Source organism: Lysinibacillus sp. FJAT-14222, assembly GCF_001278875.1.
Taxonomy (GTDB): Bacteria; Bacillota; Bacilli; order Bacillales_A; family Planococcaceae; genus Lysinibacillus; species Lysinibacillus agricola.
Genome location: NZ_LIYL01000023.1, coordinates 1 through 23,682, shown reverse-complemented (window position 1 = coordinate 23,682; position 23,682 = coordinate 1). Strand labels below are relative to the sequence as shown.

General features: G+C 38.8%; 22 protein-coding genes and 1 pseudogene. 5 read left to right on the top strand and 18 right to left on the bottom strand.

Annotated features, from left to right (window positions below; translation table 11 throughout):
* Window positions 1-203: 203 nt before the first annotated feature.
* Window positions 204-767, bottom strand: a pseudogene (locus AN161_RS12025) (isocitrate lyase/phosphoenolpyruvate mutase family protein); the annotation flags it as partial.
* Window positions 768-1,085: 318 nt separating this feature from the next.
* On the opposite strand from AN161_RS12025, the gene AN161_RS12020 reads away from it, so the two are divergent.
* Together AN161_RS12020 and AN161_RS28805 are read left to right on the top strand one after the other, a co-directional pair.
* Window positions 1,086-1,850: a YheC/YheD family protein gene (locus tag AN161_RS12020; protein ID WP_053594599.1), complete on the top strand. Its 765-nt coding sequence runs from the start codon at window positions 1,086-1,088 to the stop codon at window positions 1,848-1,850.
* A gap of 388 nt (window positions 1,851-2,238) precedes the next feature.
* A complete protein-coding gene (locus tag AN161_RS28805) occupies window positions 2,239-2,493 on the top strand; it encodes a hypothetical protein (RefSeq protein WP_143114762.1) in 255 nt (84 codons plus the stop codon).
* Here AN161_RS28805 and AN161_RS12015 read toward each other — a convergent pair.
* The 3 genes from AN161_RS12015 to mce all read right to left on the bottom strand — a co-directional run bounded on the left by AN161_RS12015 (window position 2,472) and on the right by mce (window position 5,700).
* Window positions 2,472-3,437, bottom strand: coding sequence for a hypothetical protein (locus tag AN161_RS12015; protein ID WP_053594598.1), 966 nt, complete (start codon window positions 3,435-3,437; stop codon window positions 2,472-2,474). The genes AN161_RS28805 and AN161_RS12015 overlap by 22 nt on opposite strands.
* Window positions 3,438-3,733: 296 nt before the next feature.
* Window positions 3,734-5,281 (bottom strand): acyl-CoA carboxylase subunit beta, encoded by a 1,548-nt coding sequence (locus AN161_RS12010; RefSeq protein WP_053594597.1) that lies wholly within the window; start codon window positions 5,279-5,281, stop codon window positions 3,734-3,736.
* Window positions 5,282-5,286: 5 nt separating this feature from the next.
* Window positions 5,287-5,700 carry a methylmalonyl-CoA epimerase gene (gene mce / locus AN161_RS12005; protein WP_053594596.1) on the bottom strand — a complete coding sequence of 138 codons (414 nt, stop codon included), beginning with the start codon at window positions 5,698-5,700 and terminating at the stop codon, window positions 5,287-5,289.
* Window positions 5,701-5,825: 125 nt separating this feature from the next.
* Between mce and prli42 the strand changes: the two genes are divergently transcribed.
* A complete protein-coding gene (gene prli42 / locus AN161_RS31015) occupies window positions 5,826-5,921 on the top strand; it encodes a stressosome-associated protein Prli42 (protein WP_158003016.1) in 96 nt (31 codons plus the stop codon).
* A 20-nt stretch (window positions 5,922-5,941) separates the two neighbouring features.
* On the opposite strand, the gene AN161_RS12000 is transcribed toward prli42, so the two are convergent.
* From AN161_RS12000 to AN161_RS11960, 9 genes are all read right to left on the bottom strand, one after another.
* Window positions 5,942-6,919, bottom strand: a complete 978-nt coding sequence (locus tag AN161_RS12000; RefSeq protein WP_053594595.1) for an aromatic acid exporter family protein — start codon at window positions 6,917-6,919, stop codon at window positions 5,942-5,944.
* 53 nt (window positions 6,920-6,972) lie between these two features.
* On the bottom strand, window positions 6,973-7,224 hold the full coding sequence (locus AN161_RS11995; protein WP_143114759.1) for a hypothetical protein: 252 nt from the start codon (window positions 7,222-7,224) through the stop codon (window positions 6,973-6,975).
* Between the two features lie 361 nt (window positions 7,225-7,585).
* Window positions 7,586-8,026, bottom strand: a complete 441-nt coding sequence (locus AN161_RS11990; protein WP_053594593.1) for a BrxA/BrxB family bacilliredoxin — start codon at window positions 8,024-8,026, stop codon at window positions 7,586-7,588.
* A 127-nt stretch (window positions 8,027-8,153) separates the two neighbouring features.
* Window positions 8,154-9,251: a methylmalonyl Co-A mutase-associated GTPase MeaB gene (gene meaB, locus AN161_RS11985; protein ID WP_053594592.1), complete on the bottom strand. Its 1,098-nt coding sequence runs from the start codon at window positions 9,249-9,251 to the stop codon at window positions 8,154-8,156.
* Window positions 9,251-11,404 (bottom strand): methylmalonyl-CoA mutase, encoded by a 2,154-nt coding sequence (scpA, locus tag AN161_RS11980; protein WP_053594591.1) that lies wholly within the window; start codon window positions 11,402-11,404, stop codon window positions 9,251-9,253. Before scpA ends, meaB begins: the two co-directional genes overlap by 1 nt.
* A complete protein-coding gene (locus AN161_RS11975; protein ID WP_053594590.1) occupies window positions 11,401-13,104 on the bottom strand; it encodes a methylmalonyl-CoA mutase family protein in 1,704 nt (567 codons plus the stop codon). The genes scpA and AN161_RS11975 overlap by 4 nt, the downstream gene beginning before the upstream one ends.
* Window positions 13,105-13,225: 121 nt before the next feature.
* On the bottom strand, window positions 13,226-14,557 hold the full coding sequence (locus AN161_RS11970) for a dihydrolipoamide acetyltransferase family protein (protein ID WP_053594589.1): 1,332 nt from the start codon (window positions 14,555-14,557) through the stop codon (window positions 13,226-13,228).
* 143 nt (window positions 14,558-14,700) lie between these two features.
* On the bottom strand, window positions 14,701-15,684 hold the full coding sequence (locus AN161_RS11965) for an alpha-ketoacid dehydrogenase subunit beta (RefSeq protein ID WP_053594588.1): 984 nt from the start codon (window positions 15,682-15,684) through the stop codon (window positions 14,701-14,703).
* Window positions 15,684-16,700: a thiamine pyrophosphate-dependent dehydrogenase E1 component subunit alpha gene (locus AN161_RS11960; RefSeq protein WP_053594587.1), complete on the bottom strand. Its 1,017-nt coding sequence runs from the start codon at window positions 16,698-16,700 to the stop codon at window positions 15,684-15,686. The genes AN161_RS11965 and AN161_RS11960 overlap by 1 nt, the downstream gene beginning before the upstream one ends.
* 348 nt (window positions 16,701-17,048) lie before the next feature.
* On the opposite strand from AN161_RS11960, the gene AN161_RS29620 reads away from it, so the two are divergent.
* Window positions 17,049-17,216: a hypothetical protein gene (locus AN161_RS29620; RefSeq protein ID WP_158003015.1), complete on the top strand. Its 168-nt coding sequence runs from the start codon at window positions 17,049-17,051 to the stop codon at window positions 17,214-17,216.
* 37 nt (window positions 17,217-17,253) lie between these two features.
* Here AN161_RS29620 and lpdA read toward each other — a convergent pair whose 3' ends face one another.
* Both lpdA and AN161_RS11950 read right to left on the bottom strand, forming a co-directional pair.
* Window positions 17,254-18,681: a dihydrolipoyl dehydrogenase gene (lpdA, locus tag AN161_RS11955; protein WP_053594586.1), complete on the bottom strand. Its 1,428-nt coding sequence runs from the start codon at window positions 18,679-18,681 to the stop codon at window positions 17,254-17,256.
* Window positions 18,682-18,868: 187 nt separating this feature from the next.
* Complete coding sequence (locus AN161_RS11950; protein ID WP_053594585.1) at window positions 18,869-19,963, bottom strand: Glu/Leu/Phe/Val dehydrogenase; 1,095 nt, start codon at window positions 19,961-19,963, stop codon at window positions 18,869-18,871.
* A 310-nt stretch (window positions 19,964-20,273) separates the two neighbouring features.
* On the opposite strand from AN161_RS11950, the gene AN161_RS11945 reads away from it, so the two are divergent.
* Window positions 20,274-20,510: a DUF2627 domain-containing protein gene (locus tag AN161_RS11945; protein ID WP_053594584.1), complete on the top strand. Its 237-nt coding sequence runs from the start codon at window positions 20,274-20,276 to the stop codon at window positions 20,508-20,510.
* Between the two features lie 132 nt (window positions 20,511-20,642).
* On the opposite strand, the gene AN161_RS11940 is transcribed toward AN161_RS11945, so the two are convergent.
* The 3 genes from AN161_RS11940 to AN161_RS11930 all read right to left on the bottom strand — a co-directional run bounded on the left by AN161_RS11940 (window position 20,643) and on the right by AN161_RS11930 (window position 23,499).
* Complete coding sequence (locus AN161_RS11940; protein ID WP_053594583.1) at window positions 20,643-21,368, bottom strand: glycerophosphodiester phosphodiesterase; 726 nt, start codon at window positions 21,366-21,368, stop codon at window positions 20,643-20,645.
* Complete coding sequence (locus AN161_RS11935; protein ID WP_053594582.1) at window positions 21,361-22,932, bottom strand: FapA family protein; 1,572 nt, start codon at window positions 22,930-22,932, stop codon at window positions 21,361-21,363. Before AN161_RS11935 ends, AN161_RS11940 begins: the two co-directional genes overlap by 8 nt.
* A 375-nt stretch (window positions 22,933-23,307) precedes the next feature.
* The gene (locus tag AN161_RS11930; RefSeq protein WP_053594581.1) at window positions 23,308-23,499 is read right to left on the bottom strand and encodes a hypothetical protein; all 192 of its coding nucleotides are present in this window, start codon (window positions 23,497-23,499) and stop codon (window positions 23,308-23,310) included.
* Window positions 23,500-23,682 lie beyond the last annotated feature (183 nt).

The following is a 23,682-nucleotide window of genomic DNA, read 5'->3' as shown; positions in this document are numbered from 1 at the left end:
CGGCAAATGTTTTCTGCGCGAAAGCATAGCGACAGCAGCAAATGTTTTCTGCGCAAAAGCGTAGCGACAGCAGCAAATGTTTTCTGCGCAAAAGCGTAGCGACAGCGACCGATGTTTTTTGTGCGAAAGCGGAGTGTTGACGTAGCGACAGCAACACGAGGTTGGTCTCGAAGGCATTATCATAGGACGTGATGCCTTTACATTTTACTATGCACAAGAATTGCATCGGCGCCCGCCTTCCTGTAGGATTCCGCACGTTTAAGGGCTTCATCTAATCCCAAGCCTGCAATAAAAGCCTCGACTCTAGCTACAACCATAAAGTCTTCATCCTCTTGAGTATCTTTCATTGCTTTTATTTTCCCGCAAAATTCTTCAATCGATGCGAGAGGTTGTGTTTCTCCATTAATAAATGAGTTCGTTTTTGGAAAAATTTTATCCTCGATACAGACTCCAGCAATATTCAATTGTTCTAGTTTTCTAACTAACCTTCGAGCATTATTAAAATTTCCATATCCCGTATCCCCATCTAATAGAATGGGAATTGTTGTCGTATCACTCATAAATTCAAGTATATCTAATACCTGCGTCCATGATGCTTCATTATTATCTCTTACACCCAATGATCCTGATATCGATAGACCACTCGCCCATATCCATTTAAAACCGACTTCCTCTACAATTTTTGCGGAAAGACCGTTATGGGCTTCCATTAAAAATTCAAGTTTGTCTGAATATATTATTTTTTTAAATTTGGTCGTTTTTTTCAATATCTTCCATCTCCTTACTCGATATCTCCTATTAACATATGCCTAAAAGTAAAGATTAGCAGGGCAGATATATTAGAAACTAATGATTTTGAAATCAAAAAAATGGATATATTGAGAACCATCATAATGCTACTTTTCTAGTGTAGTAAATTTATTATGGGACTCTAGCAGAAAAATAGTAGATATTAGTCGAGTTACCAAGTCTCACCCATGCAAGATAAATCTATTTTCATACAATACAGTAACCTCCATAAGTGGTGAGGGCTACATTATTAATACAAAAGAAATAAAAATATCTTACTAAATGAGGTGAATTCATTGAAAAACGGACTTGGAAAATGGGAACAATTCTTACTTTTAAATCAAAATCCTTTAACAACTAACTTCATTCCAAAATCAACACTTTACAGTCTAGAAAACCTAATCGATATATTAAATAGATATGAGTATGTTTATGTGAAACATGATAGCACTGGACAAGGAAGAGCAATTTATAAAGTCTACAAAAGAAAAGATGGACACTATTGTTTTAACGGATTTAACATACAAGGTGAAGAAATAAATAAGTGTGTGGCGGCAATTGAGGATTTCCATCAAGTTCTACATCCATATGAGAAACACGATAGATTAAGCGGAATTTATATTATACAGGAGGGGGTCAAAAGTCTAACTCCTGATGGGGATTCAATATCCATTCGTGTTCATGTTCAAAATCTAAAGGGAAAATGGATAATTGGTGGAATTTACGGAAGGATTGCAACTGAGGATCATGGGATTGTCAATTCAAATCGGGGTTCTCAAGCAATATCGATTGATGAATTATTATCAGGTTATTTGATGATGGATAATACAAAGAAAGATCAAACAATAGATTCTCTAAAAAAATATTCGATTTTAGCATCTGAAGTAATAGCGTCCCACTTTCCTTGTAGAGAATATGGCATTGATTTTGGAATAAATCTTAAAGGAAAACCTCTATTATTTGAAGTAAATACAACGCCAAGCATACGTAGTTTTGCCAAAGTTGATAGGGCAATCTGGAAGAACATTGTTGAGATTAGGAAAATGCAAAATGAAGGCTAAGTTTGAAATGTAGTTATTTTTCATGTCAGTCACCAGCATATTTCTATTCAATAGACATACATCAAAAAATTACTTTCCCTACTATATTTATAGGAAAGAAAAAACTTAATTGCATCCGTTACTTGTGAACGATTAGGAATTTATCTTTAAGAAAAAATGGATTATGGTTGGGTAGGCTACACTTGGTTAGACAGCTCATATAAGGGCTAATACACTAAAAAGACTACCCAAATAAGCCTGTCAAAAATGAGACGAGAACGTAAAACCTAAAGGAGATTTTAAGTTATAAATGGTGAAGCTTTATGAAAATGACAAGTCTCTTGCAGACATTGGCGACAATGGCTTCATTACTACGCTTTTTTGAGGTTTGTAATAGGCTTAGCGCTACTTGCTTAAAATATTATTCTCCATATCGACAACAACAATGTTTTATCTGTGCGAAAGCGTAGTGCTAACGTTGTGTCAGCAACATTCAACAATATTTGCGAAAACGAAGGCAGCGGTCCGATGCTCACTCACAGGAAAACGGGTAGCTAGCTTGAAACGGAAATCACCAATCAATCATCCTATATTGCTAAACGAAGAAAAAACCTGTGAAAAGAGGGAGATTCTTTTCACAGGTTACTTTACATCTACATTTTGAAAAACCGCTTCTTTTTCTTTTTGCAGAGACTGCAAATAGTTATCTGCCTTGTTATGTTTATCCTGTAGACGCAAAATTGTATTATGTACATCATCTTGCACACGAGAAACCTGCTCTCTTGCGGTAGATATTTTAGAATGGACAGACCAAGCTGAAAAAACATCATCAAAGAAATAGTCCGCAAATTTTACGAATCCATCTGTTTCAACTTGTAATGATTTCGTTGATATATCATGTACATCTAACAGTTCGTTGTGGAAGCGTTGTAACGTAATTTGAGCATTGTGAAGATAATTTTCGGTCTTATCAAGTGCGTCATGCTTTAAACTTGTGGCAATGAGCCCCCCACCAAAAAACGTATCCCACGTCGAGTATCCATTTGCAGAATGCAAGGACTCTGCAGCTTGTCCAAGCTTAGTAAGTGCTGCTTCACCAGCATCCACTGCTTCTTTTATTTCCGTAATTAGTTGTTTCGTTAACATTTCTTCATGTGCTAATTGCTCAAGCCTTTTTGCCTGTTCAGGCTCATGGATTTGTAAGTAGCCTTTCTTTTTAGCATTTAATTGGCTTAAAGCTCCTTTTAACTCTTGTTTATTAATTTGAGAAAGTTTGGTGTTGATTTGCCCCAAATCATGCGTCAAGTCAACATCCATCTTCTTTGCTTCATTTATTTTTAATTCAAGAATGGCTGCTTTATCAATTTTTTCTTCACGTAGTTCATCTTGTTGCCCTGTCCACGTTCGAATCATATTCATAAAAGAAAAGCCTTCTAACTTATCGAGTCTCAAACGAATTTGATTGAGTTCTTTAGAATGTTTGTAAATTTCTTGTTGTTCATGCTCGATTTGCTGTTCAATTAAAATCTTTTGTTCACTTAACCTACTAGCAGTTCTTAATTGTGCATGAATCATTTCTTGCTCTTTTTGTAATTGTTTCCATTCCATTCATCTCAACTCCTCTTACATATATGTACGGATGAAATAAGAATATGTTTCAATTTTCTGTCTCCTCAAAATAACGTGTAGTTGATCTCCGTTCCGGCTGGGCGCTTTCCTAGGGGCTTCCAGCCGGAACGGAGATCAACTACTATACGTGGTATACGTTTTAACAAATGTTATCCTCTACTTTTGGTGATGAGCCAATTATCTGCCATTTTCATTAATTTTTTATCTTATCAAATTAAATTCAAGTCTAAAAGAAAAGCCTAGTAATCGAATGACTACTAGGCTTGTACAATTTTTTATAGAGGAATGTTTCCGTGCTTTTTCTCTGGGCGTGTTTCGTGTTTGTTGGATAACATATCTAGCCCTTGAATCAACTTAATACGTGTATCACGTGGATCGATAACATCGTCTACCATACCGCGGGATGCCGCAACGTATGGATTTGCGAATTTTTCTTTATATTCTTCAATTTTAGCAGCACGTGTTGCTTCTGGATCTTCTGATTTTGCAATTTCACGTGCGAAGATGATGTTTGCTGCACCTGCTGCACCCATAACCGCAATTTCAGCATTTGGCCATGCGAATACAAGGTCAGCTCCGATTGATTTAGAGTTAAGGGCAACGTACGCACCACCGTATGCTTTACGTAGAATCACTGTAATTTTTGGTACAGTTGCTTCTGAGTATGCATAAAGGATTTTCGCTCCGTGACGGATGATTCCACCATGCTCTTGTTTAACGCCTGGGAAGAAGCCAGAAACGTCTTCAAATGTGATGATTGGTATATTGTAAGCATCACAAGTACGGATGAAGCGAGCAGCTTTGTCCGAAGAATCAATATCTAACCCACCAGCTAGTACTTTAGGTTGGTTACATACAAGGCCAACTGATTCTCCAGCAATACGCGCGAAAGCAACTACTACGTTTTTCGCAAATTCTGAGTGAACTTCCATAAAGGAACCTTCGTCCACTACTTGCTCGACTACTTTACGTACATCATAAGGACGTGTAGTTTCGATTGGTACAGCATCCACGATTTCTGGACGATAGTCATCACCCTCTGGACGTGCCTGACGTGGAGCTTTTTCTTTATTATTTTGTGGTAAGTAGCTTAATAGTTTCTTAATTTGATCAATCGCTGCTTCTTCAGATGGTGCGCGGAAGTGTGCGTTACCACTTACAGCGTTGTTTACTTTAGAACCACCTAAATCTTCAGCAGAGATTTTTTCACCTGTTACCGTTTCGATAACTTTAGGTCCTGTAATAAACATTTGAGATGTTTTATCAACCATTAGAATGAAGTCTGTAATTGCTGGAGAATATACCGCTCCACCAGCACATGGTCCCATGATAACTGAGATTTGTGGAATTACCCCAGAGTAGATTGCATTACGATAGAAAATATGACCATAACCATCAAGTGAAAGTACACCCTCTTGAATACGAGCACCACCTGAATCATTAATACCGATGAATGGTGTACCATTTTTTGCAGCTAGGTCCATCACTGTTGCCATTTTTTTGGCATGCATTTCACCAAGCGCTCCACCAAATACTGTGAAATCTTGAGAGAATAAGTATACTGGACGTCCATTAATTTTACCGAAACCAGTTACTACACCATCACCAGGACCTTCCATTTTGTCCATGCCGAAGTCTACTGTACGGTGTGTAATGAATGGGTTAATCTCGAAAAAAGTACCTTCGTCTAGTAATAATTCAATACGCTCACGAGCTGTTAATTTCCCTTTTTCATGTTGCTTCTCGATGCGCTCATAGCCACCGCCAAGTTCAATTACCGTCTTACGGTCATACAAGTCATTAATTTTGTCGAACATATCCATATTGATCACTTATCCCCTTTTCCACTTTTATCGCATAATTCATATAACACACCGAAAGATGATTTCGGATGCATGAAAGCAACCTCTGCACCACCAGCACCTGGTCCTGGCTCTTCCGATAAAAGACGTACACCTTTTTCACGAAGCTCTGCCATGCGCTCACGAATTCCTGTCACACCGAAAGCTACATGGTGAATACCTTCTCCACGTTTCTCGATGAATCCATGAATAGCACTTTTTTCACTCATCGGTTCTAATAACTCAATTTTTACGTTGCCAGCATCAATAAATGCAACACGAACCTGTTGAGATTCTACCTCTTCCACTTTCAGTAACTTTAAGCCTAAAGTTTCTGTATAATATGTAATGCGTTCATCAAGATCGCGTACCGCAATCCCGATGTGATCTACTTTCTCCATGGTGACATCTCCTTCTGTTATGGTACATAATCTATTTTACAGACTTTTTCGTCAAAACTCTACTACTTGAGAAATTTTTCAGATTTGCTAAACTATTTATAAGAAAAGAAGGAGCGAACGAGCATATGAGTAATAAAAAATTTCAAAAAATCGTTGTTTATACTATGGTCGCAATCATGGTAATTTCATCTCTAGCATTCGGCTTATCAATGCTAGTGTAATGAAAAGCTAGGCGTCCGCATTACTGCGGGCGCTCTTTCTTTACCTTTAACCCCTTGAAAGACTGCTTAATTTCTAAATATCGATCCATTTCCTCTATAAATTGATAGAGTGCCGCTTGCGCTAGAAATTGCTCATGGTTTTTCGGTAAAGGTAATTGGGCGAAATCTCGTTTTACCTGCTCTAACTTCTCTCTAAAATGACTAGCCGTATTTCCTGAATGAACGTGTTTCCCGAGATCTTGTAAAAAGTCAGCAACGATAATTCCCTCTTGTACTATAACAGGAAGTGCCGTTATTTTTGGAAGTACCCTATCTATAATTTCTAGCTGTTGTTCTCGCATATCAAAATACAAATAGTAGTCATTTTTTCGTCTCATAAAATGATTTTCAACATCTTTAAATGCTAGGGATTTCGCATTATTTAATGCTTTGATTGCTTCAATAATTTCTTGTCCATCCCACAACGTATCGCCTTCTCTTAAATAATTGGCAATTTCTAAAAAAATCTTACTGTAAAGTTCCTCAATTTTAACTCGATAGTAATTTAATTCCTTTTGAATGTCTGGCATATACATATTTATAGCTATTCCAGTCCCATAACCAATAGCCATCAATGCGAATTCATTATAAACAAGTGCTAATGAAAAACTCTTAGCTGCGTATATATGCATGATAATAACCGCACTAGAGACAAAGCCATCTGCTACCTTCAACGACACGATTGTTGGTATAAAAATGATAAGCATACCTGCTAATGTCAGTGGGTGATAGGAAAATAGCTCAAAGCTCAAAAATGCATAAAGCATACCGATAATACTTGCGACGAATCGTGTATAAGCAGCATGAAGGGATTTTTTCTTCGTTGGCTGTACACATAATATTGTTAGAATACCAGCAGATGCATAAGAAGCTAATTGAAAATATTGGGCAATGGCAATAGCGATTGCTGCACCAAATGCCGTTTTTAATGTACGATAGCCGATTGAAAACTTCTTCAAGTCGACTGCCTCCTATCCTTCAGTACTCTAATTTTACAAACATATTGATTAGCTTATTTCACCACAAACATAGACACATCACCATAACGTGTAGTTGCTTTCCGTTCCGACTGGGCGCTTTGTAGCTGCCGCTTTGCTTTCGCTACAGAAACATTTGTTGTTGCTGTCGCTACGCTTTCGCGCAGAGCAGAGCTTCCTGGGGGCGTCCGATGAGCCGCTTCGTTGCCACTTTCGCACAGAAAACATCCGCTTCGCTCCAGGGTCTTATCTGTGACGCTAATCCCAAGGAGTCTCCCAGCCTCCACTCCAATCAACTTATATTCATTGAATACGTTTTAACAAATATCATCCATAACTTTCGGTGATGAGCCACAATATGGTAGTTCTAGAAAAATAACAGGTTTCACCACAAATAATGCCCGCTATTTCTAATCAACACACCTGTTAATTTTATTTATTTCGAACTTTAGGTTATTCATTTAGCCAATATTTCAAATATTTCGAACGTCAATTGACTAGTATAATGAAGATAAAATAAAGTTATCTATAAAATCATGCTAATCGGGGATCAATTAGCATAGTCATGTAGTAAGCCTCCGCAGATATTTTGTAGCTGCGGGGCTTCCTACTTATAGAATAGCTTCTCTTTTAACTCTATGAATAAAATTAAAGTTCGTCGCAGTATTCCTCAAAGTTTGCTTGTAAGTTTGTCACTACTGACATTGGGTCATGACCTTCAATTTCATAGCGTCCAACTTCTGCTACTACTTGCCCATCCTTTAATAACACAAATGATGGGGAGGATGGTAAATGATCTTCACCGAAGTGATAACGAGCAGCTGCAGTTGCTTCCTTGTCTTGACCAGCAAATACCGTTACAAGATGGTCTGGACGTTTATCGTAATGTACACTTTGTGCTGCCGCAGGACGCGCGATACCCCCTGCACAGCCGCATACTGAGTTCACCATGACTAATGTTATACCTGGACGAGCAAACGCCTCTTCAACAGCTTCTGGCGTGCGAAGCTGCTCATAACCAGCACCCTCAATTTCTGCACGTGCTGTTTTTAAAATTTCTTGCATAAATAAATCGTAATCCATATTCATATAGCGATAGCTCCTTTCAAGTTCGCGTCATCCTAGACTTACCCTTAGATATTCGACGCTAATACATCTCCTATCATAGCAGTTAGTGACGAATTTGTGCACCTACTTGCTCACATAAAAGATTATATTATTTCTGTGATTGTTCATCGCTAAATAAACGATCTACACCTTGTGTTACTGTCAACTGTCCATTTAAAATTTGACGTTCTAAAAGTTGCACTTGTGCTTTACGTTCTGGATTACCATAAAACATATCGATTAAATGGTCGGTAATCATCGATTGGAACCAATCTCGCGTCTGATTTTGGCGTCTGATCGACCAGTAATTATTTGCCTCAACGATTTGTCTGAATTCCCCTATTGTACTCCATACTTTGTCGAGGCCACGTTTTTCCCATGAACTTACAGGCATTGCTGTCGACATCCAACCCGGAGTTGCAGGCTGTAAAAAATGTAAAATTTGCTTGTACTCAGATACCGTTTTTTTCGCCAGGCGAACATTATCGCCATCAGCTTTATGGACAACGATGGCATCTGCTAACTCCATAATCCCCTTTTTCATGCCTTGCAGCTCGTCTCCGGCACCTGTTAAAACTAACAGCAAGAAGAAATCAACCATACCGCGGACATACGTTTCACTTTGTCCAACACCGACCGTTTCTATTAAAATGACATCATAGCCAGCCGCTTCACAAACAAGCATCGTTTCACGTGTCTTTTTATGAACACCCCCTAGGGTACCAGCTGATGGAGAGGGACGAACGAATGCATTAGGCTTTTTCACGAGCTCCTCCATTCGAGTTTTATCGCCTAATATACTTCCTCCCGATAAAGAAGAGCTTGGATCAATCGCAAGGACTGCCACTTTTTTCCCCATCTCACAAAGCATCGTTCCGAAAGCCTCAATGAATGAACTCTTTCCTGCACCAGGAACGCCAGTAATCCCAATACGGACACTGTTTCCTGTATGTGGTAGAAGCTCTTGTAGAAGTTCCTGTGCATGCGCTTTATGCGTTGCATTTGAACTTTCAATGAGTGTAATAGCTTTTGACAACTGTGTACGAGAACTTGCACGGACTTCTCGTGCAAGCTCCTGTATGTTTAAATTGTCTGCTTTTTTCTTTCGGAATTTTTTCGGTGTACCATATTGCATTCCGTCGTGAGTTGCCTCTACTCCGTCCATAACAAATAGCGCACTTTCTGGCATTCCTTTGTTTTTGTCCATTATTCAGACACTTCCTCATAGCCTAAACGTTTGTAAATCTCTTCAATAATCTTTTGTGCCGATACAGGAATTACTGTACCAGGTCCAAATATCGCTACAGCTCCAGCTTCATAAAGGAAGTCATAATCTTGTGCTGGAATAACGCCTCCAACAATAATAATGATATCTTCGCGGCCCAGTTTTTCTAGCTCTGCTATTAATTCTGGAACTAGTGTTTTATGACCAGCAGCTAATGAAGATACACCAATGACATGAACATCGTTTTCCACAGCCATTTGAGCTGCTTCAGCAGGTGTCATAAACAATGGTGAAATATCTACGTCAAAGCCTAAGTCAGCATAGCCCGTTGCCACTACCTTTGCACCACGATCATGTCCATCTTGTCCCATTTTCGCTACTAAAATACGTGGGCGACGACCTTCATTTTCAAGGAACTCCTCTGTCATTTGTTTCACTTCAGTAATTTGCTCCTCATCAGAGAAGTTTGCAGAGTATACGCCAGAGATTGAACGGATTACTGCTTTATGACGACCTGAAACAACTTCAATTGCATCGGAAATTTCACCTAATGAAGCACGAGCACGCGCTGCATCTACTGCTATTGCTAATAAGTTTTCTTCGCCATCTTGCGCCGCTTTCGTTAATCGGGCTAAATGTTTTTGTACTTCTGCTTCATCACGAGCTGCCTTCATTGCTTCTAAACGCTCAATTTGCTTTTGACGAACTAGCGTATTATCAATATCAAGAATGTCGATAGGTTCTTCTTTTTCTAAACGATATTTGTTTACACCAACGATCGTTTCTGTTTTAGAGTCGATTTTCGCTTGACGTTTTGCCGCAGCTTCCTCAACTTTCATTTTTGGTAGACCTGTTTCAATCGCTTTCGCCATACCGCCCAGTTCTTCGATCTCTTCAATTAATGCCCACGCAGATTTTGTAATTTCGTCTGTTAATTTTTCCACATAGTACGAACCGCCCCATGGATCAATTACTTTTGTCATTGCCGTTTCTTCCTGTAAGAATAGCTGTGTATTACGTGCAATACGTGCAGAGAAATCTGTTGGTAGAGCAATCGCTTCATCAAGTGCATTTGTATGAAGAGATTGCGTATGCCCCATTGATGACGCATTAGCTTCGATTAATGTACGTGTCACATTATTAAATGGATCTTGCTCTGTTAAAGACCAGCCAGACGTTTGTGAGTGTGTACGAAGTGCTAATGTCTTAGGGTTTTTTGGATTAAACGTCGACATCATTTGTGCCCAAATTCGGCGTGCCGCACGCATTTTTGCAACTTCCATGTAATAGTTCATACCGATTGCCCAGAAGAATGATAAACGGGGTGCAAAGGCATCAATATCGATTCCAGCTTTAAGACCTGTACGAACATATTCAAGACCATCTGCTAATGTATAAGCAAGCTCAATGTCATTTGTTGCTCCCGCTTCTTGAATATGGTAACCAGAGATCGAAATTGAGTTAAATTTTGGCATATATTTCGCCGTAAATTCAAAAATATCTGCAATAATTTTCATAGACATTGCTGGCGGATAAATATATGTGTTACGAACCATGTATTCTTTTAAAATATCGTTTTGAATCGTACCAGCAAGCTTGTCTGGTGTAACTCCCTGCTCTTCAGCAGCAACAATATAGAATGCAAGAACTGGTAACACAGCACCATTCATTGTCATAGAAACCGACATTTGATCTAAAGGAATTTGGTCAAATAAGATTTTCATATCTTCTACTGAGTCAATCGCAACCCCAGCTTTACCAACATCCCCTGTTACACGTGGATGGTCTGAGTCATAGCCACGGTGGGTTGCTAAGTCAAAAGCAACGGAAAGACCTTTTTGACCCATTGCTAAGTTACGCTTGTAGAATGCATTTGATTCTTCAGCTGTTGAGAACCCAGCATATTGACGAACTGTCCAAGGACGAGCTACATACATAGTAGGGTATGGACCACGTGTATTTGGCGCAATACCTGCAACATCATTTAAATGTTTTGCCTCTTTAATATCTTCTTTTGAATAAATATCTTTAATTTCGATACCTTCATTTGTCATAAATTTTTCTTCTGACGCTTGAGGTGCTTCGGCTGCTAATACTTTTTCGATTTCAACTGCACTAAAATTTGGCTTGCTCATCGTTGGACCTCCTTCATGCTAGCGAACACTGAATTTAATTTTTCAATGATGTTCTGTCCTGCGAAAATAAAGCCGTTTAAGCCATTTGCTAACCAAGCTTCTTCTTCGTCGTTAAATTTACCTGCAACGTCAACAATTACGTTAGCTGGTTTGCCTGCTAAAATTGCTGGTACTAATTCTTTTGTATCGTCATCATTACCTGCCATCACCACATACGTTGCTTCTGTAGCGTTTAACCAAGCCAATGCTTCTTCAGCTGTTGCAGCTGGTTCACTTTTTTCTGGTACTAGGCCTACAGTGTTTAAGAAACCTGATACGAAATCGGCACGTGGTTTTGAGCTTTTCAGTGTACCTAATGCTAAGATTCCTGTTTTCGCATTTGTCGCTGTCATTTCCGCTCGTAATTGCTCAAAAGGTATAGCAATTCGCTTAATTTCTGCAAATAGCGGGTTTGTTTCGCTTTCATGAACATCTGCTGGATTGGCATAAATATTTGTACCGATTAATGATTGCTTACGTGTTTGTACCGATTTGATACGAGCTTGATATGATTTTTCAAGTTCCTCAGTAAGCTTTCCTGATGCAGTGTAAGCATCAATGCCTCCAGCTGCTTCAATTTCTAAGAATAATGCCCAAGCTTCTTTCACAAAATCTGCTGTTAATGACTCAATAAAGTATGAGCCACCAGCTGGGTCTATAACTTTTAAAACATTTGTTTCTTCTTTTAAGATTAATGATACATTTCGTGCAATACGAATCGATTGATCTGTTGGCTTCGTTATTGCATCATGAGGGTGAACTGTAAAGACATCCGCACCGCCAATTAAGCCAGAAAGCGCTTCATTTGCTGAACGTAATAAGTTTACATAAACATCCAGCTTCGAGAAGCTTCTTAATGACGTCTCAGCAATAGTTGGAACTTTTACGCTGTCAGACACTCCATAAGCGGATGAGAACGCTTTCCAAAGTACTTTAAAAGCACGGAGTTTTGCGATTTCTGTAAAGAACTGTGTATCAATAGCAAAGGATACATAAAATTTCTTCGCGAACGCTTCAAAGCTTTCTTCTTGATTTGCGTATTTTGCCGCTAATGCAAGCGCATATGCTAATTCTTGCACAGCGTTAGCTCCTTCATTATGATAAACCGTTGTGTCTGCACCGATTGAGCGCACGCTCGGGAAATCAATTAAAGAGATAGGGCTTTTCGATACGATGAAACCTTTTACCGTTTCTCGCTGATCAACTGCTATTTTGTCGAATACTGCTAATAATGGGTCATTTGAATTTACAACCGTAATTTTAAACGAATATTCTGAGAAATAAGTCGCTAATTGTGCTAGTACTTCTTCAGTCCATTCAAAATTTACACGGCTATCAATTGTTACTACTTCATTGCCTCGAGCTAAGCTATCATCAAGCTGTGCAAAAAATGCCTCGCTTGTATCAGCATATAATTGCTGTGCCACTCGAAATGCTTGATTATTTTGTAGGGAACGGATTGTGGCAACTTGTTTATCAAGTTCTTCACCAAGTTTTGCTACTAAACTTTCTTGAGTGTAAAGAGGTTCTAATGTAACACCTTCACTTGTTTTCGTTAAAAGAGACTCGAATGGTTTCCCTTTTAAAGCCTTGATTGCTGCATCTTGCCATTCTGAATAGGATGGCTTTTCAAATTCAATATTTTTCATGTTGTTTGACATGCGGACGCTTAATCAGCTTCCCCCCTTAGTAGTTTCTATTTGTTATTCTACATGACAAATTGCGACTCGAAAAGCATAAAAAAATTCGGAAACCGTTATACAACAGGTTTCCGACAAGTCATCAGTAGACTGACGTTGAAGATTTATTTGTATTTTCGAGTATTTCTTTCACTCTATTTAGGAATTTACCACAAACAAGTCCATCCAGAACTCGATGATCTAAAGATAAACATAAATTCACAATATCTCGTGCAGCGAACATTCCACCAGGTAAAATAACTGGTTTTTTTACAATATTTTCCACTTGTAAAATTGCTGCTTGTGGATAATTAATGATGCCCATCGACTGAACAGAACCGAATGCGCCGGTATTATTTACAGTAAATGTACCACCTTTTATATCATCCATCGTCAGTTTTCCAGCACGTACTTTCATTGCAAGCTCATGAATTTCCTTCGCGATACCTTTTATCGATTTTTCATCAGCGTGTTTTATAACAGGAACAAATAATGCATCGTCTGTTGCTACTGCAATGGAAATATTTATGTCATGCTTTTGGATAATTTTGTCCTCTGCCCACATGGAATTCATCATTGGGAACTCCTTTAAAGCTTGAGCGACAGCCTTTATAAAGAAAGCAAAATACGTAATATTAAAGCCTTCTTTTTGCTTAAATTCTGTCTTAATGCTATCACGATATGCTACTAAATCTGTAACATCTACTTCCATCATCATCCATGCATGTGGCACTTCATGAACGCTTCGTACCATATTATTAGCGATGGCACGGCGCACCTTTGTTACTGGAATTTCAATATCACCAGCTTGAATAGGTTGTATAGATGTTGCTGATTTAGTATTCTCCTGTGTTGCAGGTGCTGACTGTTGAACAGCTGTATCGACAGCAGACGTTGTTTCAACCTGAGAAGTTGGAACATTTCCTGCTTCAATCAGTTTCATAAGGTCTTTTCTTGTAATACGTCCCCCTTCACCTGTTCCTGTAACTTGATCAAGTGCAATATCATGCTCTTGTGCAAGTCGAAGAACAGCTGGTGAATAACGTACTTTATCCTGTCGAACTGTTTTTTGTGTAGCTATCGTAGCTGTCGTTGGCTGCTGAGTCTCCTGTTTCTTTTGTACGCCTGCATTTAAGATAGCCGTACTTACCGCGGATTTTTTCGCTGGAGGTGGAGGAGGCAACTCACTGTCACCTGCTATTTCAATGGAACAAACGACTGCTCCAACCGGCAACGTTTGCCCTTCCTGTGCAAGTAGCTCTGTAATGACTCCTTCAAAAGAAGACGGGATTTCTGCATTTACTTTATCTGTTACAACTTCTGCTAGTGGATCATATTTTTTTACCGTATCACCTGGCTTGACAAGCCATTTTTCAATCGTACCTTCTGTTACACTTTCGCCGAGCTGTGGCATTGTAATATTTTGAATAGCCATCATCTATTCCTCCCATCAATTATGCCTAGGTGTAATTGTATCTATCGAATTACTATAATCTGTTGATTCGTCCGTGGTTAAAATTTCTTTTCACTCGTTGAAAAAATTCCTAATACCCCTATTTAGAAATAAGCTCTTCTATATTAGAATGCAGCAAGTTCTCGCATCGCACGCTCTACTTTTTCAGGGTTAATCATAAAATACTTTTCCATCGTTGGTGCATACGGCATCGCTGGAACATCTGGTCCCGCTAGGCGTTGAATTGGTGCATCGAGTTCAAATAAACAATGCTCAGCAATAATTGCTGCAACCTCACCCATAATGCTTCCTTCTTTATTATCCTCAGTAACTAGTAAAACTTTACCTGTTTTACTTGCCGCCTCAATGATTGCTTCTTTATCAAGAGGATAAACCGTGCGTAGGTCAAGAATATGCGCTGAAATACCGTCTGCCGCTAGGCGTTCTGCTGCCTGTAATGCAAAATGGACGGCTAAACCATACGTAATGACAGTAACGTCTTCCCCTTCGCGCTTAACATCTGCCTTACCAATCGGTAATGTGTAATCATCTACTGGTACTTCACCTTTAATGAGTCGATAAGCACGTTTATGCTCAAAAAATAGTACTGGATCCTCATCACGGATTGCTGCTTTTAACAAACCTTTTGCATCATAAGGTGTTGACGGAATAACAATTTTTAAGCCTGGAGTTCCTGCAAAAAGTGCTTCTACAGATTGCGAATGATAGAGTGCTCCGTGAATACCTCCGCCAAATGGTGCACGTATAACCATTGGGCAAGACCAGTCATTATTTGAACGGTAGCGGATTTTTGCTGCCTCAGAAACGATTTGGTTAACGGCAGGCATAATGAAATCAGCGAATTGCATCTCGGCAATTGGGCGCATCCCATACATCGCAGCACCAATACCAACACCTGCAATAGCACTCTCTGCAAGAGGTGTGTCAAGTACCCGATATTCACCAAATTGCTCGTAAAGACCTGTTGTTGCTTTGAAAACCCCGCCTTTGCGACCAACGTCCTCTCCTAAAATGAAAACACGCTCATCACGTTCCATCTCTTCCTTCATCGCTAATGTAATCGCATCAATATAAGACATCACTGCCATTACACGTCACCTCCGTCCACTGGTGCATATACGTACTTCAAAGCATGCTCTGGTGTTGCATACGGAGCAGCTTCTGCATAATCTGTTGCTTCATTCACCTCTGCCATGATACGCTCTTCTATTTCAGCACGGAGCTTTTCTGTCATAACTCCAGCATCCATTAGATACTTTTCAAATAACAGAACAGGATCCTTTGCTTTGCCTTCTGCTATATCCTCGGCAGTTCGATATTGACGATCATCATCATCCGAAGAATGTGCCGTTAAGCGATACGTCACTGTTTCTATTAAACTCGGCCCTTCACCACTACGTGCACGATCAGCTGCTTCTTTTACAACCTTATAGACTTGTAACGGACATTTTCCATCAACAGTAACACCTGGCATACCGTAGCCAATGCCGCGATCTGACACTTTCGCACAGCCTAATTGACGTTCAACTGGCACGGAAATTGCGTATTGATTATTTTCTACCATTATAATAACGGGAAGCTTATGAACCCCTGCGAAATTCGCACCTTCATGGAAATCACCTTGGTTAGATGAGCCTTCACCGAGTGTAACGAAAGTAATAAAATCTTCTTTTTGCAGACGCCCTGCTAAAGCTACTCCCACCGCGTGTGGAACTTGTGTAGTAACTGGCGAAGAGCCTGTTAGAATACGATTTTTCTTTTGTCCAAAATGACCTGGCATTTGACGTCCACCTGAGTTTGGATCCTCTGCTTTGGCAAATGCGGATAACATCAGTTCTCTTGGTGTCATTCCAAAATGTAAAACAACACCCATATCACGATAATACGGCGCAATATAATCTTTGTTATGATCAAGAGCAAAGGCCGCTCCTACTTGTGCTGCCTCCTGTCCCTGACATGAAATAACAAACGGAATCTTACCAGAACGGTTTAACAACCACATACGTTCATCTAGTCTTCTTGCCATTAACATCGTTTCGAACATTGCAAGTACATCTTCATTTGATAAACCTAAATCCTCATGCTTGATTTGAACATCTTGCATACGAACACCCCTTTCGTATTGTAGAGAAATAACTAAAGCATTTTATGGCTCTTCACCAAATATGTACTTGACTGCACATTATGTTCCATGTGCTTTCATACCAATTTACTTTTTTAATCAAGAACAGATTTTAGTATTGATCCCATATTAAATCCCCATACTTTAGTGAAATTATAAATCATCAATTATGCCTCAGCATAATTGCGTCCGGATTCGGCTTTGTGCTTAGGCCTACACGACGCAGGTCAGTTAGCCGTTATCGCATGGATGCGATGATTTTTAGGCTAACATCCTATATTGCACTCCTTTCCGAATCTGTGACATCCACCGGAGGCTTTAGGCCAACAGATGTTTTTTGCGCGAAAGCGTAGTGCTAACGCAACGGCAGCACATGTTTTTGTCTGTGCGAAAGCGAAGCGACAGCAACAGCACGATATTGGTCACTCAGTCGTTGCCACAGGACGTGGCGTTCTTAGACTGAGTTCCTCTATTTCAGCTGATGTTTGGACCCGCTAAAAAGTAATTTAAATCCGCATTCATTAGCTGAAAGAAGTTAAAAATGAATGGCACGATTATCGACTGCTAACGCTGATTCCACTAACACCTCATTCAGTGACGGATGTGGATGAATGGCCTGACTAACTTCCCACGGCGTTGCATCTAGTAACTTAGCAAGTGATGCTTCACCAATTAAATCTGTCACATGTGGTCCTACCATATGAATACCCAAAATATCATTCGTTTCTTCATCAGCAACAATTTTTACAAAGCCATCTGTCTCTCCATTAACTAGCGCTTTTCCAATCGCCTTGAATGGAAACTTACCGACCTTCAATGTATAACCTTGCTCTTGTGCAGCACTTTCTGTTAAGCCAATACTTGCAACCTCAGGGTAAGAATAAACGCATTTTGGTACCTTTAGAACATCAAGTGCCTCTGTTTTACCCGTTGCAATATGCTCAATAGCAGATAACCCTTCGTGAGAAGCAACATGCGCTAATTGTAAACCACCGATAACATCCCCAATAGCATACATATGTGATTCCTTCGTTTGATACGAATCATTGACTTTGATAAACCCATTTTCAACTTCTATTTCTGTATTTTCTAAACCTATACCTTGCGTATTTGCTTCACGCCCTACAGAAAGCAATAATTTATCAGCCTCAAATAATTCTTCCTTATCACTAACTTTTGCAGAAATGAAAACGTTATCATTTTCAATTTTGATGGTTCCTGTATCTAAGCGAGCGTTTGTCACGATACGGACGCCTCTTTTTTCAAGCTGTTTTGTCACTTCTTTTACAATATCTGTATCCTCTGTAGGCAAAATTGATGGTCCATATTCAATGACCGTTACGTAAACCCCAAAATCACAAAGCATCGAAGCCCATTCTATGCCAATAACTCCTCCGCCAACAATTAACATTGACTTTGGCAGTTCTTTCATTTGCAGTGCATGATCAGAGTTCATCACATATTTACCGTCGACCGTTAGTCCTGCCATTCCTCTTGGCTTAGATCCTGTTGCAATAACAACATTTGTAGGGACAAGCATTTCATTTTCATCACCATTACTCATTTCAACTGAAATAGTACCCGGCATTGGTGAGAAAATGGACGGTCCTAAAATTCGCCCTGTTCCCTGATAAACGTCTATTTTGCCTTTTTTCATCAGTGTATTCACACCTTGGCTCAATTGCTCAACAATCGCTTGTTTCCTTGCCTGCACTTTGTCGAATTTCAATGTAACTCCTTCAATATCTACACCATATTCAGTGGCTGTTTTATTTGCCATACGATACACTTCTGCACTTCGAAGTAGGGCCTTGCTTGGTATACAGCCTTTATGCAAGCATGTTCCACCTAGACGCTCACGTTCGACAATAGCTGTTTTTAAGCCCAACTGTGCAGCTCGAATTGCTGCAACATAGCCACCTGTACCTCCGCCTAAAATGACAACATCATAATTTTGAGCCATGTTAATTCCCCCCTTATGAGAAAAATGCTAAAGCATGCTATCCGCTACTGGTAACCGTAAGAAATTCTTTAAATTGGATGCGCTTGCAGAAGTGGTAGGGCTTTAGCTTAACTTCATTAAAGCTATTAATTTACTATAAAGTTAGAAGAAGTCGACAATGCGACTTCTTTAAACGAATTTGCGGTTTTTAACGACCGTGTAAAATATTTTTTTCATTTTTTAAGAATTGGCTACGAGACTTTGATACTCGAGCAATACGTTCTTCTGCTAAACGATTAGCCGCTACATATGTCGGGATGCCGTCACGTTTAGAAATAGCGAAGATTTTTTCGATACTATCGTAAATACCTTCAACTCGCTTCATTGCACGCTCACGGTTATAGCCGTATAATTCATCAGCTACATTAATTACTCCACCTGCATTAATCACATAATCCGGTGTATAAACTATCCCTAATTCATGTAAATAATCACCATGACGAGAATCTTGTAGTTGGTTATTAGCAGAACCAGCGATAACCTTTGCTTTTAGTTGCGGGATCGTTTCATCATTTATTATCGCTCCTAATGCACAAGGTGAGAAAATATCAACTTCCTGTGAATAGATTTCCTCTGGTGCCACTGCAGTCGCACCAAATTCATTCACAACTCGATCAATTGCCGCCTGATTAATATCTGTAACAACAAGTTTTGCACCCTCATTATGTAAATACTCGCAAAGCTTGTAAGCTACATTTCCTAGCCCTTGGACAGAAATTGTACGTCCCTCTAGTGAATCAGATCCAAATGCTTCTTTTGCTGCTGCTTTCATACCAAGGTAAACGCCGTAAGCAGTTACTGGAGATGGATTTCCGGATGAACCAAAAGCCGGAGAAATTCCCGTAACATAATTTGTTTCCTCATGAATTAAATCCATATCTGTCACTGTAGTTCCAACGTCTTCTGCTGTAATATAGCGGCCATTTAGCCCTTGGATGAAACGTCCTAGTGCACGGAACATTTCTTCATTTTTATCTTTAAATGGGTCACCGATAATGACCGTTTTTCCACCGCCAAGGTTTAAACCAGCAGCTGCATTTTTATAGGTCATCCCTCGTGCTAAACGTAATGCATCCTCTATCGCATTTTCTTCTGATGCATATGTCCACATACGTGCCCCGCCTAGTGCTGGCCCAAGTGTTGTGTCATGGATAGCGATAATCGCTTTTAACCCTGATGCTTCATCTTGGCAAAATACCAATTGTTCATAATCATACTTTTCCATATACTTGAAGATTTCCATGAAAACTCGCCCCTTTGCTTTGGAAAGTGCATCCCCAAATGCCCATCCCAATTAAATAATAATTAACAAACAAAAATTGTTTAGTAATGGATAATATTGCTCCATTTAATTTTACAATACTGACAATTTCACAATTTCGCAACTATTATTACACTTTCTTGTTTAAGTAAGAATTTTCTAAACATTCAGTTACAGATACTAGTTTATATTTTACTTACTGCGAGGTTCATCAGTTACATAGTTTTATAACCTTTCTTGACATTCCATTTTCCACAGGTAAAATTAAACTTAGGAATAAGGAGGGACATGCATGGCTCGTTTAGCTGCATTTATTGTAATGCTTATTCCAGGTCTTATGGCTGCAGGTGGCATTAAATTCATGCGTGATACATTATTTGGTAAGCTTATTTCACCTTTCCCATTTTTATGGCTACAATTCGTCGTTGGCATTATTCTCTTTGTTATTGGCTTTGGCTTTTTCGCAGGATTCTTACTTCACCGCGATCGAAAAAATGGAAAAATAGCTCCACGCTTCCAAAAAAAATAAAAATAGCTATCCTATTAAGTCTCAACAGACTTATTGGATAGCTATTTTTATATTCATTCAAAAGCATCAGCTACATTGTTTATCTGTAGCGAAAGCGTAGCGTCAGTAACGATTTCGCCAAGGTGAAATTGATTAACGTTGTTGTCTCTCAATTACTTTATCCGGAAAATCAGTAATCCAACCAATTACAGAAGGATGCGGATTCGTTAAAAATGTTTCATCCCCATCAATTGCATAAAAACGACATGCTTTATCACTCGCTACACAAGCCTCTAAATATCTTGGTTTATAATACCTTTTATGCATATGAACACTATCAATCGCTTTGTAATCACTAAGCAAATCCCATTTTATTTTTTTCGTTGCTATAAGTGCTGTTTCATATTCTGGCCTATATTGTTTCACAATCTCTAGAAGCTCATAGTGAAACGATGAAAAATGACTGCCAATAGGCAAAGTTAGCCCATGAAGCATTTGAATAAGTGCGCTTTTATTATCAAGGATTGTTGATTTTAATTCGATATTAAGGGGTAGTTGTTGTGAATTTGCCCATGCTAAAACTGCATCAAACGTTGGAATTTTATACGTTGAAAATAATCGTCTCCACGGCTTCCCAAGTTTAAATCTTTGTAGCTCCTCTATCGTACATTCATTCACAAGCTTATTGATGCCAACCAATCTTGATAGCTGTGAATCATGATATACAACGGGAATTCCTTCTTTTGAAAGCTGGATATCTAATTCAATCCCATCTGCTCCCAGCTCTAATGCCTTTTCAAAAGCCTTGAAGCTATTTTCAAGTGCATACGCTGAAGCCCCGCGATGTGCAAATACAGGAATGAAAGATTCACTAGACATTTAACTCACCGAATTCGAGAAGAAATTTACCATTTGTCATTTTACCTAACAAGGATGATTTTTTTCCAATTTGAATATAGGTACCAGGATAAGCTTCCTTGGTCACAATAATTTCCTCTTTCCCTGCATGACGCATTTCATCCATCATTAGCTTAACCTCACGATCAATTGTCATTGCTTCCGCTTTCAATTTCGTTAAGCTATGCTTTGTTTGCTCAAATGTAGCTATCTGCTCCTTAGACATTTGGCTCAGGAGTGATAGTAAGCTTTTAATTTTTGCTTCGTGCTCTGAGATTTCTAATTGCAGTTGCTTAAGCTTCGTTGCCTTTTCTTGCATAATCGAATAACTTTCCTTTTTATTGACGCTTTCGATGATTAAATCAGTTCGACGCTCTAAACGATTTCCTGAGATGGCAGTGACGATTGTATTTTTGGCAACTGCACGGCCCCCAATAATTTTACCTTTTCGTTCGTCCACAAAGATAGAATGTGCAGAGAGCTGTGATCCCAATGCATAAAATCCTATATGAATACTGTCATTTGCAACTAAATTCGACTCATTGACATGCTTGACAAAAATATTGCCGCCTGCCTCTACAAGAGTTGAGCCCAGACCAAAAATTCCTCCGCGAATATAGACATCCCCTTCAATGGATTTAATAAGTTTGGCACCGCTTACACCTTCAGCACCTTCGATGGAAATATCTCCAGTAGCAATGACTGTATAGCCAGATGAAACTGTTCCTTTAATGCTTAGGGATCCATTAAATTCTAGATTACCGGTTTCAACGCCAACATCTCCATTAATAGGTAAATGTCTATTTACACCGATCATGCCTTTGACATCATCTAATACACCAGCTATTTTCGAACGGATGACAACTTTCCCATCCTCTTCCACTTCATAAGCTGATTTTTTATCGTATCGTATAGGAAAATCACGACCTGGTGCAGCAGCCATAATTTCGCCTAGTACATTTTTCCCAGGTTCACCTAAAGTCGCAGGGATTTTTTCGCCTAGCCACGAACCTTCGGAAATTTCAGAAATAAAGTTCATGTCATAATAATCAGCTTTCCCATCTTCGCGAATTACTGGCTTTCTCTCTGGTTTAGGTAAGTATGTAATTTGTGCATCTATTCCTGCCACAGGTGGTGTTCCTTGTGCAATTAAAAATGCTTTTCCTGGCTCAATCTTGGAAATATCAAAATCCAAAACCCCATAAACAATTCCTTCGTTTTCAAGTGTTTCTAGAATTTGTTGAGTTAATTTTTCTTTATTCTTTAGAATATAATCATGTGTTTCATATATAAATATAGAGGTAGACATTTTGTCTCGTGCAATTTCCGCTTCAACATTTGGAAGCCAGCGTCCAATTTCAACAGGGCTTGAGCTTTCTGTTGCTAAAACATTTTTTAATATTGAAAAATTAGACAATTTAAGTCGCGGATGACTACGTAAAATACTATCAAATTCTTTTAATGGAAAACCGGCACTGTAAGTAAGCATAAATACCTTGCCATTTTCTTCAGATATTTCGAAGTTATCATTTCGAACTAGAATCAAGCTATCTCCTCCTTCCCTCTAACTGTAAGTATATACAATCTATTTACATTTGTTTAGAGACAATTGTCACTACTCAGAAAGAATATACACGTACTTTATAAGCAATATATATATCCACCTTTTTTATTTTCACATCATTATTAGTCGATTTATACTATAAAAAAGCAAGGATTTTCTCAGTCTTCAAAATCTCACTGTCCACATTGATACATTTCACTGTTAACAATTAGGAAATTTACTTATTTTTCAACCAACTTAAATAATAAATAATATTTCTGTCATAATTTTCATAATCATACTTAGGCCTTCAAGACTAAATAAACATGCCTTGGAAACCGTTTATACAGGTGTTCGAATAAAGTTGAATGTTGGCTACTAGTCCTTCTCTAGAATAACCTCAATGTGAAGATGCGCACCTAATTGATCAAAATTTAGGAGCTGCTCACGTGTCATAAAGTAAACGCTAATGCTTCCATTCATTCCAAGCCGCACTTCAAATAAATTATCTTCTATCTGTGTTATTTCTAACGAGTTTTTTTCGTCAAGCTGTATGTTTACGCTTTTCATATGTTATCACCCAATTAAATTATAAACGATCAACAGCATTGTTGATCGTTTAATTTATTACTTTCCTAATACATGTTCCGCTAACACACTTTGAATTTTATATATGTGAATCAATTTCATAAATCACTTTTTTCAAGAGCTTAGACTGCTCCTATTAAGATAAATTACGTTTTTAAAAATTAT

Excerpts from the sequence above, each read along its gene's own strand:
- mce (WP_053594596.1), bottom strand. The coding sequence starts at position 5,700 with ATGGAGAAAGTAGATCACATCGGGATTGCGGTACGCGATCTTGATGAA.
- AN161_RS11960 (WP_053594587.1), bottom strand. The coding sequence starts at position 16,700 with ATGCAAGATGTTCAAATCAAGCATGAGGATTTAGGTTTATCAAATGAA.
- scpA (WP_053594591.1), bottom strand. The coding sequence starts at position 11,404 with ATGAGCAAGCCAAATTTTAGTGCAGTTGAAATCGAAAAAGTATTAGCA.
- meaB (WP_053594592.1), bottom strand. The coding sequence starts at position 9,251 with ATGGACAAAAACAAAGGAATGCCAGAAAGTGCGCTATTTGTTATGGAC.
- AN161_RS12015 (WP_053594598.1), bottom strand. The coding sequence starts at position 3,437 with ATGGAATGGAAACAATTACAAAAAGAGCAAGAAATGATTCATGCACAA.
- AN161_RS11970 (WP_053594589.1), bottom strand. The coding sequence starts at position 14,557 with ATGGCTATTCAAAATATTACAATGCCACAGCTCGGCGAAAGTGTAACA.
- AN161_RS29620 (WP_158003015.1), top strand. The coding sequence starts at position 17,049 with ATGTTTTTTGCGCGAAAGCGTAGTGCTAACGCAACGGCAGCACATGTT.
- AN161_RS11965 (WP_053594588.1), bottom strand. The coding sequence starts at position 15,684 with ATGGCAGTGATGTCTTATATTGATGCGATTACATTAGCGATGAAGGAA.
- AN161_RS11940 (WP_053594583.1), bottom strand. The coding sequence starts at position 21,368 with ATGTCTAGTGAATCTTTCATTCCTGTATTTGCACATCGCGGGGCTTCA.
- AN161_RS11975 (WP_053594590.1), bottom strand. The coding sequence starts at position 13,104 with ATGTCAAACAACATGAAAAATATTGAATTTGAAAAGCCATCCTATTCA.
- AN161_RS11945 (WP_053594584.1), top strand. The coding sequence starts at position 20,274 with ATGGCTCGTTTAGCTGCATTTATTGTAATGCTTATTCCAGGTCTTATG.
- AN161_RS11950 (WP_053594585.1), bottom strand. The coding sequence starts at position 19,963 with ATGGAAATCTTCAAGTATATGGAAAAGTATGATTATGAACAATTGGTA.
- AN161_RS11930 (WP_053594581.1), bottom strand. The coding sequence starts at position 23,499 with ATGAAAAGCGTAAACATACAGCTTGACGAAAAAAACTCGTTAGAAATA.
- lpdA (WP_053594586.1), bottom strand. The coding sequence starts at position 18,681 with ATGGCTCAAAATTATGATGTTGTCATTTTAGGCGGAGGTACAGGTGGC.
- AN161_RS12010 (WP_053594597.1), bottom strand. The coding sequence starts at position 5,281 with ATGGATATGTTCGACAAAATTAATGACTTGTATGACCGTAAGACGGTA.
- AN161_RS11990 (WP_053594593.1), bottom strand. The coding sequence starts at position 8,026 with ATGAATATGGATTACGATTTATTTATGCAAGAAATTTTAAAAACAGCA.
- prli42 (WP_158003016.1), top strand. The coding sequence starts at position 5,826 with ATGAGTAATAAAAAATTTCAAAAAATCGTTGTTTATACTATGGTCGCA.